This is a genomic window from Clostridium putrefaciens, assembly GCF_900461105.1.
GTDB lineage: Bacteria > Bacillota > Clostridia > Clostridiales > Clostridiaceae > Clostridium_L > Clostridium_L putrefaciens.
The window spans coordinates 1,705,257-1,718,215 of the sequence record NZ_UFWZ01000001.1 but is presented as its reverse complement, the minus strand read 5'-3'; the positions used below and the strand labels follow the sequence as shown (position 1 = coordinate 1,718,215).

Below are 12,959 nucleotides of genomic sequence, written 5' to 3'. Positions count from 1 at the left end.
ATGAACAATTATTTTAAAAATTTTTTTAAAAATCTTATTTTTAATAGTAGAATATGCTATATTGATAGATGTTGTTTTATCATTTGTCTTTAGAGAAAAACAAAACAAGTTTATAAATATAATGAAATCTTTAACAGAACCAATTTTAAGACCAGCTAAGTTATTACAAGATAAGTTTATGCCAAACCTATCCTCAGATATTTCACCAGTTATTGTATTAATATTATTATATTTATTAGAGAGCATAATTATGCCTCTTGTTAGTTAATTTGGATGAATAAAAAAGATTTTTTAAAGTATATGGGAGAAGAAGACCTATCTTTATGTTCAAATCTCTATGATAAGATTTTATTATCAGAAAAGACATTTAATGCAGTTTGTAGCAATGAATTTCTACCCCCTAACATTTGGAAGAGGGTTCAGCAATATTGCAACGCAAATAATATTGCATCTAATGTTTCAGGTGGGTTTGATGATGCTGAAAGAAGGGTAATTAGATTTAATGGTTCTGGATCTGATTATCCTATTCAAATCATTAAGATTATAAACAAGTCAAAGTTTTGTGAACTTTTACATAAAGATTATTTAGGAGTATTGATGTCATTAGGAGTTAAAAGAGAGAAATTTGGTGATCTTATAGTTCAAAATAATGAATGTTATTTGCCTGTAACTTATGATATACTCCAGTACATACTTATGAATTTAAAAGTTATAGGTAAGAATCCATGTATGGTAGAAATTCTACGTGACAGTGAAAGTATTCCAGGTTATAATTTTAAGGTGAATGTATACCTAGCTTCATCAAACAGAATAGATGTAATAGTTAGCTCAATTACCAATTTTTCTAGAGTAAAAAGTCAACAATATATAAAGGCTGGTAAAGTACTTATAGACTATGTGATATGTTATGAAAAAAGTGAGGCAGTTAGATCTACAAATACTATTACAATAAGAGGATATGGAAAGTATAAGGTTGGGGATATAATAGGGACCACATCTAGTGGTAGATTAAAAATAGAAATAAAAAAATACGTTTGACGGGGTGATGATTAATGAAACTAACTCCAATGGATATAAGCAGCAAAGAGTTTAAAAAGGTGCTTAGGGGGTATGATTCAGAAACAGTAGATAAATTTGTAGATGAAATCGTAGAAGATTATGATACATTATTTAAAGAAAACTGTTTATTAAAAGAGAAAATGGCAGTAATGTATGATAGAATAGATCATTATTCTAACATAGAGAGTACAATACAAAGTACTTTAGTGTTAGCTCAAAATGCAGCTGAGCGGGCTAAAGAAGGCGCACAAAACGAAGCTGATATGATATTGAGAAGTGCTAATGAAACAGCACAAAAGATTCTAGATAAAGCTCATGATGATGTTATAAGAGTGAATGACGAATATGAAAATTTAAAACAAGACTTTATTAGGTTCAAAGTTAAGTTTAGAAGTTTTATGAATGTTCAGCTAGAAACTTTTGATGATCTTGAAAAAGACTTTGCTAAAGATTACAATGTAGGAGTCGTAGTTGAAGAAGAAGACGAAGTTGCAAATAAAGAAATTGAAGTACAAAAGGATGAATCTATAAATTCGGATGATTTAAGTGCTATTAAAAGCTTCTTTGCAAAAAACAGCTAAAAAAGCTAAAAAAGCTCACTCTTTAAGAGTGAGCTTTTTCATTCTAGACGGGAGGGTAAATATGTATAAAAAAATAGAAAAGGATATTAATATACCCTATCCTATATATTTGGTAAGTGATATGGATGATGTTATTAAAATGATAGGGGATATAAATGTTAAGCATAAGTGTGATTTATTCATTATATATGATAAAAATTTAAGTGAATACTATGATAAATATATAAATGATATTAGAAAGCTTTGTAAAAGCTCACTTTATATAGAATGTAAAGAATGTAATAAAAATAGAGAAACTGTAGATGAGATATATAAATTTTTAATAGATAATAATGCTAAAAGAAATAGTATAGTAATATGTATAGGGGGAGGAATCCTAGGGGATCTAGTTGGATTTGCTTCAGGAACTTACATGAGGGGTATAAGATACATTAATATTCCAACTACAATGATATCTCAAGTTGATAGTAGCATCGGGGGAAAGGTTGGATATAATTTCAATAATATGAAGAATTATATCGGAATGTTTTATAATCCATTAGAAGTTATAGTATGCACAGAGTTTCTTAAAACACTTAAAAGAAAAGAGGTTTTAAGTGGGTTTGGTGAAATAATTAAATATTGTATAATAGATAAAGAAAAGTTATTAATTTATTTTGAAAAAAATATAGAATCTATAATAACTCTTAAAAAGGAACAAATACTTTTGTTAGTGGAAAAATGTATATTAATAAAACGTGGTATTGTTTCTAAAGATTTTAAAGATACAGGACTTAGAAATATCTTGAATTTTGGTCATACTGTAGGTCATGCTATAGAAATAGATTCAAATTACGAAGTTTCTCATGGCCAATCGGTATCACTTGGAATATTAGTTGCATTAAAATTATCAGAAAACCTTATGTTTTTAGATAAAAACCTATATAATAAGATAAAAGATATCTATAAATATATAGGTATAAATAAGTATTATAAGATAAACAATAAAGATAATTTTATAAAAATTATAAGAGGAGATAAGAAAAATGATTCAAATATAAGATTTGTATTAATATCAACATTAGGAAAACCTATTATAGCAGTTAAAGTTAGAGAAGAACAATTAGTTAAAGCTATGGAAGAGAGTATAGAGGATGAAGAAATATATGAGTAAATTATTATGTGATAAAGATACTGGTGATACAATTATAGTTAAAGTAAAAGACGTAGAAATAGGTAACAAAAAAAAGGTTGTAATATCAGGTCCCTGCGCAGTAGAAGACTATGATACTATGATTAGCATTGCAAGACAATTAAAATTATGTGGAGTAAATATATTAAGAGGAGGTGCCTTTAAACCTAGGACATCGCCCTATGATTTTCAAGGTCTTGGTAGAGAAGGTCTTGAAATATTAAAGGCTGTAAGGGAAGAGGTTAATATACCTGTATCTACAGAAATCATGGATACTAGGGACGTGGAAGAAGCTCTTAATTATATTGACGTAATACAAATAGGATCAAGAAATATGTATAATTATAGTTTGTTAAAAGAAGTAGGAAAGTTAAAAACACCTATCATACTTAAAAGAGGTATAAGTGCAACTATAAATGAATGGATAAATGCTGCAGAATATATATTAAAAGAAGGAAATGAAAATGTTATATTGTGTGAAAGAGGTATTAGAACCTTTGAGACATATACACGTAACACTTTAGATTTAAATGCTGTAGCCTTTGTTAAAAACAATTATAGATTGCCAATTATAGTAGACCCAAGCCATGGAACAGGCATTAGAGAGCTAGTACATCCAATGTCCTTAGCATCAATTGCTGCAGGGGCAGATGGGCTCATAATAGAAAGCCACATAAATCCTGAACTTTCAATATCTGATGCAAATCAAACAATATCAATGAATACTCTTTCTGATATAATTACTGACATAAAAAAACTATATTGAAAGGAGTAATTAAGTGGATATAAAGATATTAAAAGCTAAAGAAAATATTCATAAAGAAATTAAAGGCTTGCCAGGTGATAAGTCTATTGCACATAGAAGTCTTATAATTGGATGTATACCTAAGGGTACCTACAATATATATAACTTCCCAAAAGGTGATGATTGTATTGTAACCTTGAACAACATGGAAAAGTTAGGCGTTAAAGTTAGTTATGAAGATGAATATAATTTAAAAGTTATAAGCCCTGGAATAGAAGGATTTAAAAAAGATGCTGGCATATTAAACTGTGATAATTCAGGAACCACTGTTAGACTATTACTTGGTCTTTTATGTGCAGCTAATATAAGAGCCATTTTAATAGGTGATGAATCTTTAAGCAAAAGGCCCATGGAAAGAATATTAGAACCATTGCAACTTATGGGAGGAACATTTCAGTGTTCAGATGGTAAGCTACCAATTAACACTACTAAATTATCCAATCTAGAAAGTATAGAATATTCAATGACGGTGTCTTCAGCACAAGTAAAATCAGCTCTTTTAATAGCAGCTATAGTAGCAAAAAGGAATATCGTAGTAAAAGAAACTTTATCTACAAGAGATCATACTGAAATTATGATGAAATACTTAGGCGCAGATATCAAGTGTGAAGAAAAGTCTATAACCCTTGAAAAGTCAAATTTATGTTCTAAGGATATGTTTATTCCGGGAGATATATCTTCAGCAGCTTTTATAATAGGGCTATGCCTACTATCGAAAGAATCAAGTATAACTTTAAAAGATGTTCTACTAAATCCTAGCAGAAGAAAATTTATAGATATATTAAAGGCTATGGGCGCTGATATAAATATATATATAACAGAAACTAGAAGTGGAGAACTTGTAGGTGATATAAAAGCTAAAAGCAGTAACCTTAAAGGAATAGAAATTGAATCAGAATCTACTCCAAGTATTATAGATGAAATCCCACTTCTTAGTGTTTTAGCCGCTTTTAGTGAAGGTACTACTATAATTAAATCAGTGGATGAGTTAAAGGTAAAAGAAAGTAATAGAGTAGATGGTATAATAAATAATTTAAAAAGATGTGGTATACAGGCACATTATGACAATGGAGACCTATTTATTAAGGGTGGGAATTCATATATAAATAAAAATATAAGTATCGAAAGTCAAAAAGATCATAGAATAGCTATGGCTTTTGCAGTGCTCTCTATTAGAAATTTAAAAAATACCAATATTAATCATTGGGAGTATACAAACATATCATTTCCAAATAGTATAAAATTTTTTAGTGAATTTTTAAATATGGTTGAAAGCTAGAGATTAAAAAAAGTAATATAGATATAGTTATAAAAAATCATTATTCTCCATAAGATAACCTTAGAAATTATTTTAGGAGGTAAGTAAGATGAAGAAAAAACTATTAGCTGATTATAAGAAAAAGCTTTTAAAAGAAAAACAAGTAATATTAGATACTGTTAAAAGTACAGTAGATCAAGAACATATAAATTCAAAAGATGAGTTTTCTTCAGAACTTTCATTTTATGATAATCACCCTGGAGACCAAGCAGCAGAAATTAATGATATTATGAGAGCACAGGCATTAAAAGAAAATGAATTAAATTTAATTAATAAAATAGATGAGGCTTTAGAGGCTTTAGAAAATGATGAATATGGAATTTGTAAAAGCTGTGGTAAGGCTATAGGGAAAGAGAGGCTTGATGTGGTACCTTATGTGGTATATTGTATAAGGTGCCAGAATAAATTAAGCATAAAAGAAAAAGATATGGTAAATGATTCTAACAGTCCAAATACAATCTATGATTATAAAAAGAATAATGAAAGTTATGGATTAAGCTTTAAAAAAGACGATGCTTTCGAGCAAGTTCAAAGTTTTAATAAAATGAATAATTTTAAAGATTATTATGAAGAGGATGAAGATAATCATAGTTATGAAGTTGAATGGATAGAAAAAATAAGTAATGAGCAATATAAAAGCGGATTACCAGACTAATTTAACGGGGGATGGAAAGTTGGAAATAATCATAATTATTTTAGGCGTGTTCATTGACAGGGTTACAAAAATGTGGGCAGTTACTAATTTATCTAAGGGAACAGATGTAGTTATAATTAATAACCTTTTTAGCTTGTCTTACTTAGAAAATAGAGGCGCTGCATTTGGTATTTTTCAAGGAAGGGCTTTTTTACTATCATTATTAACGGTTATTGTCCTTCTGGCAATGGTTTTTTATTTAATACGGTATAAACCTAAATCATTTATATTAAAAGTATCATTAGCGCTTATTATATCTGGTGCTATAGGTAATTTAATAGATAGAATAAAGTATAAATATGTAGTAGATTTTATTTTTTTTCACTATAAAGACGTTTATAGTTTTCCAACGTTTAACATCGCAGATGTACTTGTAGTTATAGGAACATTTTTACTTGCAGTATTTATAATAAAGGATGGCGAATAATGAAAGAAGAAGTATTTTTAATAGAGGAATGTGTAGATGATGAGAGGGTAGATAAATATCTATTTAGAAGTTTAAAGACTTTATCAAGATCCTACATACAAAAATTAATTGAGGAAAGTAATGTATTAGTAAATGATAAGACTATAAAAAGTAAATATAAGATAAAAAAAGGAGATTTAATTAAGGTTTACATTAAAGAAACCACAGAAATTGAAGTTAAGGCTGAAAATGTATATTTAGATATATTATATGAAGATGATGATATAATCATTGTAAATAAAGAACAAGGCATGGTTGTTCATCCTGCATCAGGTAATCATGATGGCACACTTGTAAATGCCCTTGTAAATCACTCTTCGAATTTATCTAAGGTTAATGGTAGTGAAAGACCTGGGATAGTTCATAGAATAGATAAAGATACTTCAGGGGTACTTGTTATAGCTAAAAATGATGATTCACACTGCATATTAGCAGATCAGTTTAAAGCACATACCATAAAAAGGGAGTACTATGCACTAGTTGAAGGTGTTTTAAAAAATGACGTTGGCACTATAGATACTATAATAGGTAGAAATCCTAAACAAAAGATTAAGTTTGCAGTAGTAGAAGAGGGTAAGCGTGCTATAACTCACTATGAAGTTTTAGAAAGATATGAAAATAATACTTTAGTAAGGTGCAACCTAGAAACAGGAAGGACCCATCAAATAAGAGTCCATATGGCTCATATAGGTCATCCTTTAGTGGGAGATCCGGTATATGGATACAAGAAACAAAGATTTAAGTTAAAGGGACAAATGCTTCATGCTAAATCTTTAGGGTTTATTCATCCAACCAAAAATCAGTATGTTAAATTTGAATCTAATCTTCCAGAGTATTTTATAAAAATGGTTACTAGGTTAAAAAAAAGTTGTAAATAATAATTTTAGATGATACAATAATAAAAACACCTTTAAAATGATCCAAGAGAGATCCAAAGGCGCAGATATTAACTTTGTTATTAGCTTGTTTTTAAGCGTCTTATCTTTTTTGATAAGACGCTTTATTTTTTATATGAGGGGGAATAATTATGAAACTAAAAACAACTCTATTAGATGAAAATGCAATAAAAAGAAGTCTTATAAGAATATCACATGAGATATTAGAGAAAAATAAGGGAATAGAAGATATTGTTTTAGTAGGAATAAAGAGAAGAGGATATCCACTAGCAATAAGAATAGCAGAAACTATAGAGGCTATAGAAGGAATGAAGGTTTCAGTAGGATCTGTAGATATAACATTATACAGAGATGACCTTACAAATTTAAATGATGCACCAACCATAAATAACAAAAACCTAGGTGTTGAGATTAAAGATAAAAAGGTGATATTAATAGATGATGTACTTTACACAGGAAGGACAGTTAGAGCAGCCATAGATGCAGTTATGGATAATGGTAGACCTATGTGTATTCAATTAGCTGTACTTATAGATAGAGGGCATAGAGAGCTTCCTATAAGAGCTGACTATGTAGGGAAAAATATACCTACATCAAAAGATGAGATGGTATCTGTTGAAATTAAAGAAATGGATGGAGAAGATTTAGTGAAAATTTATGAATTGGAATCATAAAAGGTTTTCAAAAGTTATATTTTAACATACCAAATTAAAATGAATTAAAAGATTTTCTATATATAAGTCTTTTAAAATAATCCAGTGAGATTAAAAAGAGGAGGAACAATATGAAAAACTATGTAGACGTAGAAGAAAGATTACCAATGATTAAGACATTGCCTTTAAGTTTCCAACATTTATTTGCAATGGTAGGTGCAACTATATTAGTGCCAATGCTAACTAATACAAACCCTTCCTTAGCACTATTTTGTAGCGGGATTGGAACGCTTATATACATATTATGTACTAAGGGAAAGCTTCCAGCGTATCTTGGATCATCTTTTGCCTTTATAGCACCAATAGTTGCAGCTACAACTAAGTATGGTAGGCCATCAATGCTATCTGGTATAGTTGCGGCGGGTATCGTTTATGTCATAGTAGCAGCTATAATTAAATTTACAGGCACAGGGTGGCTTGATAAATTACTGCCACCAATAGTTGTAGGGTCTGTAGTTATTGTTATTGGTCTAGGACTTGCAGGTGTTGCTATAGACTGGGCAGGATTAAATCCTACATTTATGGTTCAATCTATGGAAGGAATATCTAGAATGTCATGGATAGCAGTATCCCTAGTAACTTTAGGCATAGCAATTTTTGGAACTATGTATTTTAAAGGGTTTTTAGGTGTAATACCAATACTTGTAGCTATGGTTGTAGGATACATATTGTCTTTAATTTTAGGTGTTATCCCACAAGAATCAATAGAAATTATAAAATCAGCTAAACTTTTCGAGATACCAAAATTCATGGCACCAAAGTTTAATTGGAACGCCATACTACTTATGGCTCCAGTAGCTTTTGTTACATTAGCAGAACATATAGGACATGTATATGTAACAAATAATGTTTGTGGGAAAGACTTCACGAAGGATCCAGGACTTCATAGATCTATATTAGGAGATGGAGTTGCCACAATTTTTGCAGGATTAGTTGGTGGCCCTCCTAACACTACCTATGGTGAAAATATAGGAGTTATGGCTATAACTAAGGTATATAGTGTTTGGGTTATAGCATGGGCAGCAGTTACAGCTATAGTGTTATCCTTCATAGGACCTGTGTCAGCTGTAATAAGCAATATACCTCTACCGGTAATGGGTGGAGTTTCTATACTACTATTTGGTATAATAGCCTCATCAGGATTTAGAATTTTCGTTGAAAATAAAATAGATTTTGGTATGAAAAAAAATCTTATAATATGTTCAGTAATAATAATCTTAGGTATAGGTGGAGCGGTTATAGACTTTAAGGGTGTAAGTTTATCAGGAGGCGCACTAGCTACCTTAGTTGGTATAATACTAAATTTAGTGTTACCTGAAAAGAGTAAATCAGAGTAGAAGGTTTAACAAATGAAAAGAGCTTGGATAAAAGGAAGTAGTTCCTTTCGTTCAAGCTCTTTTAAACTTACCAAGTATTTATCAACGGAAATGAGTTTATTTTAGACTCTTTTTAGTTCTGGGTCCTTAGGGTTTATATAAAGTGTTTTATTAGTAGAATATATAACCATTCCTGGCTTAGCACCAGAAGGCTTTTTTACATTTTTAACTAGAGTGTAATCTACAGGAACATTAGAGGAATCTTTAGATTTACTATAATAAGCAGCAAGAGTTGCAGCCTCTAATAAGGTCACATCAGATATATTAGTTCCTTTTATTATTACATGAGAACCTGGAATATCCTTTGTGTGAAGCCAAGTATCCTGTTTATTTGCAAATTTAAGAGTTAGATAATCATTTTGAATATTGTTTTTTCCAACATAAATATCTAGGCCTTCACTAGAAATAAAATGCATTGGCTTTGAAATCTTTTTCTTTCCCTTTTTTAGAATCTTACGTTTTAAATATCCAGATTCAACAAGTTCAGACCTTATTTCTTCAATTTCTTCATATTGTTCTATATTAACTAAGTTATTCAAAACAGAATTTAAATATTCTATTTCATCCGCAGCTATTAAAAGTTGTATTTTAGCAGCTGCTTCAGACTTTTTATATTTATTATACTTTTTATAAAAGGATTGTATATTACCAGAAACTGATTTATTCTCATCTAATTTTATAGTAATATATTCATCTTCATCACTATAATAATTTTGAAGAGACACTTCAGATTTACCAGGTGTAATGCTATATATATTTGCAGTTAAAAGTTCCCCCTTAATTTTATATTCATCTTTATTTTCACATTCTTTTAAAGTCGATTTCAAAATGTCAATCTTTTTATTACATCTATCTAAATTAGTATTAATCAATTTTAATAGCTCTGTGCTTCTGCCGTGAACATGCTGACTTCTAGCCTTTTCTTTATAAAAGGATTCAATAAGCTTTGAAGGTGAGGTATAAAGGTTTTTATTATAGCTTTCTAGAGTAATTAAGTCCAAGCAGTAGAAGTCTTTTAACGTATTTTCATCAGAGTAACTTATGAATTCAAAATTATTAGAGCGGAGATTACTAAAATAATCCATGCAAATATTAGCATATGAATTTAAGTTTTGATCTACAGCGTCTAAATAAAGGTACCTTTTATATATATCCTCAGATAATAATTTGCTTATACCATTAAAACATAGAGACGCAGTTTTATTAGAAATATCTAAGTCTTTTTGTTTAATAAAATTTAGTATGTGAGACTCACTACAATTTAATGGATTTAATTTATCAAAACTAGGTGGGTATTTAAACTTTAAACCAGGATAAATACTTCTATAGCTATTAATATCAGGGGTTATATGTTTTATAGAATCCATAACTACCCCATCTCTTTTTCTAACTAATGTAATATTACTATGTCTTCCCATAATTTCAATTACTAAAGAATAGACACTGTCAAAACCTAAATCATCAGTATTTTCAATATCTATGATTAGAACTCTATCATTGTTTAATTGCACAATATCTTTTATTCTACCACTAACTATATATTTACGAAGTATCATACAAAACATTGGAGCACTTGCTGGATTAGCTTTTAATTCTTCTGAAAAATGTATCCTTGGGTAATTAGAGTTAGAACTTATAAGAAGTTTTTTGTTACCACTAGAACATCTAACATTTAATATAATTTCATCCTTTTCAGGTTGATTAACCTTATCTATTTTTGCGTTTAAGATTTCGCTTTTTAATTCACTAACAATACTGTGTAGAAATATTCCATCTAAAGCCATAAATAAACTCCCTTTCTTAAAAAGACATCCTGAATTTCATTAATAATACATTGATTATACCAATATTTAATATAGTTGTCTAAATGTAATAAAATTTTTACAATTTATTTATATATATAGTATTATATATATGCAATAATAATCTAATAGAAAGAATAGTTAAGGGGGAGCAATTTTGAATTTTAAAAAGATGCATGGAAATGGAAATGATTTTATAGTAATCGAGGATTTAAACAATGAATATTTAGGAAAAGAAAGTAGTATAGCATTAAAACTTTGTAATAGAAACTTTGGAATAGGTGCAGATGGTATATTAATAGTAAGAAACTCTAAAGAAGCGGATATAGAGATGGTAATTATTAATTCGGATGGATCTTATGCTTCTATGTGTGGTAATGGTATAAGATGCTTTGCAAAATATATTTATGAAGAAAATATAGTTGGAAAGACTATAATTAATATAAAAACAGGAGATGGAATAAAGAGGGTAAGTCTTACCATAAAGGGTGATAGCATAGAAGAAATCACCGTATATATGGGTAAGCCTTCATTAGACCCAAGTAGGATAGTAAAGGTTTCAGAAAAACCTATAATAAATAAACATTTAGAAATAAATAATAAGGTATATATAATAAATTCACTCCACATTGGTGTGACTCATACTGTTATAATAGATAAACTTAGTAAGTTTAATATAGAGGAAGGTAAACTTATAGAAGAAAATAGCCTTTTTAAAATGAAAACCAATGTTAACTTTTGTGAAGTATTAGATAGAAAAAGTATTAAAATTAAGACATGGGAAGTTGGAGCTGGGAAAACTCTTGCTTGTGGAACTGGTAGCTGTGCGTCTGCATATATGTCCTATATGCTAGGACATACAGATAATGAAGTTTTAGTTATAGTAGAAGGTGGAACATTAAAGGTTAGAATAGAAGATGGTGACAATATATATATGATTGGAAATGCAGAAAATGTATTTAAAGGAACTCTTTTAATGGAGTATTAATATGACTGGTGGGAGTAATGATGAAGAAAAAGTGTAAGGCTTTTATACTTTTACTTTTTATGCTACTTTTGGTTGCATGCAATAAAGAAGTCCCTAGTGAAAAAGATATAATTAAAGATTACAATTATTCAAATTTTACAAAGGCTACATTAATGGAATCATCAGAAACTAATATAAAGGCATATAGTTTAAAAGACGGAAAAAGAGAGTATATAGAAGAAATAGAAGACATAATAGATTTTAAATACTCCGAAAATATTTTAGTATATTTAAAGGAGAAAAATAAAAATAAAGAGCTTCCAAGCACAAATATTACCGTAATCAAAAAAGATAACAAAAGACAAAGTCTAGATAGATATAATAGTTATCTTGATCTTAAGATATCTAAAAATGGAGAAAATATAGCTTATAGGACCTTCGAAGAAGAGAGTCTTAGTAGTGCAAAAGGTGTTATGATATATAATACGATAACCAATAAAGAAAGCGAAGTTTCTAATGAAATCTTAATTTCAGGAAATGTTTATGACTGGATAGATGAGAGTACCCTAATTTACTACGGAGCAATGAATAATTCAAAAGGATCTGCGTTATTTTTGAAAAATACAAATGATAATGAAGAAAAGAAACTTTTAGAAATAAATGATGGATTCATCGTACATTTAGAAAGCTTAGATGAAAATAATATTATTACTATTAAATATAGCAAAGAAAATTATGAATTAGCTCTTATTGATTTAAAAGAAGGAACATATAATCCTTATGACTTAAAGTTATCAAAAGTTTTTTATTCTCTTAAATCTGGAGAAGATATATATGTAATGGGTAAAGATGAAAGTGAAAAAAACTATATATATAAACTTCAATTGGACAAATCATTTAAAAAAGCAGTATTTAATTTCCCTAAAAATATAAATTCTTCGGGTGGAATGGCTGTAGATGAAAATGGTGATGTATATTTTTTAGGATATGAAATAAATAAAGAAAAGTCAAAGGTTTATATGATAAAAAAAGAGGATAATTCAGTTAATTTGATAATAGATAAAGAAAGAAACTATCATATATATCAGAAAGATAAATAATAAAAGAGGAA

14 protein-coding genes are annotated in these 12,959 nt (G+C 28.9%); 13 read left to right on the top strand and 1 reads right to left on the bottom strand.

Annotated features, from left to right (window positions below; all coding sequences use genetic code 11):
- Nucleotides 1–7: 7 nt before the first annotated feature.
- From DY168_RS07470 to uraA, 11 genes are all read left to right on the top strand, one after another.
- Nucleotides 8–268 (top strand): YggT family protein, encoded by a 261-nt coding sequence (locus DY168_RS07470; protein ID WP_115641197.1) that lies wholly within the window; start codon nucleotides 8–10, stop codon nucleotides 266–268.
- 5 nt (nucleotides 269–273) lie between these two features.
- The gene (locus DY168_RS07465; protein WP_115641196.1) at nucleotides 274–1,038 is read left to right on the top strand and encodes a YlmH/Sll1252 family protein; all 765 of its coding nucleotides are present in this window, start codon (nucleotides 274–276) and stop codon (nucleotides 1,036–1,038) included.
- A 14-nt stretch (nucleotides 1,039–1,052) separates the two neighbouring features.
- Nucleotides 1,053–1,640 (top strand): DivIVA domain-containing protein, encoded by a 588-nt coding sequence (locus DY168_RS07460; protein ID WP_115641195.1) that lies wholly within the window; start codon nucleotides 1,053–1,055, stop codon nucleotides 1,638–1,640.
- Nucleotides 1,641–1,701: 61 nt separating this feature from the next.
- Entirely contained in the window at nucleotides 1,702–2,793 is a 1,092-nt protein-coding gene (gene aroB, locus DY168_RS07455) for a 3-dehydroquinate synthase (RefSeq protein ID WP_115641194.1), read from the top strand.
- Nucleotides 2,786–3,577, top strand: coding sequence for a 3-deoxy-7-phosphoheptulonate synthase (aroF, locus tag DY168_RS07450; RefSeq protein ID WP_115642442.1), 792 nt, complete (start codon nucleotides 2,786–2,788; stop codon nucleotides 3,575–3,577). The genes aroB and aroF overlap by 8 nt, the downstream gene beginning before the upstream one ends.
- Nucleotides 3,578–3,590: 13 nt before the next feature.
- Complete coding sequence (gene aroA, locus DY168_RS07445) at nucleotides 3,591–4,895, top strand: 3-phosphoshikimate 1-carboxyvinyltransferase (protein WP_115641193.1); 1,305 nt, start codon at nucleotides 3,591–3,593, stop codon at nucleotides 4,893–4,895.
- A gap of 88 nt (nucleotides 4,896–4,983) precedes the next feature.
- Nucleotides 4,984–5,589: a TraR/DksA C4-type zinc finger protein gene (locus DY168_RS07440; protein ID WP_115641192.1), complete on the top strand. Its 606-nt coding sequence runs from the start codon at nucleotides 4,984–4,986 to the stop codon at nucleotides 5,587–5,589.
- A gap of 19 nt (nucleotides 5,590–5,608) precedes the next feature.
- Nucleotides 5,609–6,055: a signal peptidase II gene (gene lspA, locus DY168_RS07435; RefSeq protein WP_115641191.1), complete on the top strand. Its 447-nt coding sequence runs from the start codon at nucleotides 5,609–5,611 to the stop codon at nucleotides 6,053–6,055.
- Nucleotides 6,055–6,972 carry an RluA family pseudouridine synthase gene (locus DY168_RS07430; protein ID WP_115641190.1) on the top strand — a complete coding sequence of 306 codons (918 nt, stop codon included), beginning with the start codon at nucleotides 6,055–6,057 and terminating at the stop codon, nucleotides 6,970–6,972. Before lspA ends, DY168_RS07430 begins: the two co-directional genes overlap by 1 nt.
- A gap of 149 nt (nucleotides 6,973–7,121) precedes the next feature.
- Complete coding sequence (gene pyrR, locus DY168_RS07425; protein ID WP_115641189.1) at nucleotides 7,122–7,664, top strand: bifunctional pyr operon transcriptional regulator/uracil phosphoribosyltransferase PyrR; 543 nt, start codon at nucleotides 7,122–7,124, stop codon at nucleotides 7,662–7,664.
- A 110-nt stretch (nucleotides 7,665–7,774) separates the two neighbouring features.
- On the top strand, nucleotides 7,775–9,040 hold the full coding sequence (uraA, locus tag DY168_RS07420) for a uracil permease (RefSeq protein WP_115641188.1): 1,266 nt from the start codon (nucleotides 7,775–7,777) through the stop codon (nucleotides 9,038–9,040).
- A 101-nt stretch (nucleotides 9,041–9,141) separates the two neighbouring features.
- Here uraA and DY168_RS07415 read toward each other — a convergent pair whose 3' ends face one another.
- Entirely contained in the window at nucleotides 9,142–10,863 is a 1,722-nt protein-coding gene (locus DY168_RS07415) for an Rqc2 family fibronectin-binding protein (RefSeq protein WP_115641187.1), read from the bottom strand.
- Nucleotides 10,864–11,038: 175 nt separating this feature from the next.
- Between DY168_RS07415 and dapF the strand changes: the two genes are divergently transcribed.
- Both dapF and DY168_RS07405 read left to right on the top strand, forming a co-directional pair.
- Complete coding sequence (dapF, locus tag DY168_RS07410) at nucleotides 11,039–11,869, top strand: diaminopimelate epimerase (protein ID WP_115641186.1); 831 nt, start codon at nucleotides 11,039–11,041, stop codon at nucleotides 11,867–11,869.
- Between the two features lie 17 nt (nucleotides 11,870–11,886).
- Nucleotides 11,887–12,948, top strand: a complete 1,062-nt coding sequence (locus DY168_RS07405) for a hypothetical protein (protein WP_147291419.1) — start codon at nucleotides 11,887–11,889, stop codon at nucleotides 12,946–12,948.
- Nucleotides 12,949–12,959: the final 11 nt, after the last annotated feature.

Bases quoted from the DNA above. Each gene is read 5' to 3' on its own strand.
- DY168_RS07465 (WP_115641196.1), top strand. From the start codon at position 274: ATGAATAAAAAAGATTTTTTAAAGTATATGGGAGAAGAAGACCTATCT.
- DY168_RS07460 (WP_115641195.1), top strand. From the start codon at position 1,053: ATGAAACTAACTCCAATGGATATAAGCAGCAAAGAGTTTAAAAAGGTG.
- aroB (WP_115641194.1), top strand. From the start codon at position 1,702: ATGTATAAAAAAATAGAAAAGGATATTAATATACCCTATCCTATATAT.
- aroF (WP_115642442.1), top strand. From the start codon at position 2,786: ATGAGTAAATTATTATGTGATAAAGATACTGGTGATACAATTATAGTT.
- DY168_RS07440 (WP_115641192.1), top strand. From the start codon at position 4,984: ATGAAGAAAAAACTATTAGCTGATTATAAGAAAAAGCTTTTAAAAGAA.
- DY168_RS07430 (WP_115641190.1), top strand. From the start codon at position 6,055: ATGAAAGAAGAAGTATTTTTAATAGAGGAATGTGTAGATGATGAGAGG.
- pyrR (WP_115641189.1), top strand. From the start codon at position 7,122: ATGAAACTAAAAACAACTCTATTAGATGAAAATGCAATAAAAAGAAGT.
- uraA (WP_115641188.1), top strand. From the start codon at position 7,775: ATGAAAAACTATGTAGACGTAGAAGAAAGATTACCAATGATTAAGACA.
- DY168_RS07415 (WP_115641187.1), bottom strand. From the start codon at position 10,863: ATGGCTTTAGATGGAATATTTCTACACAGTATTGTTAGTGAATTAAAA.
- DY168_RS07405 (WP_147291419.1), top strand. From the start codon at position 11,887: ATGATGAAGAAAAAGTGTAAGGCTTTTATACTTTTACTTTTTATGCTA.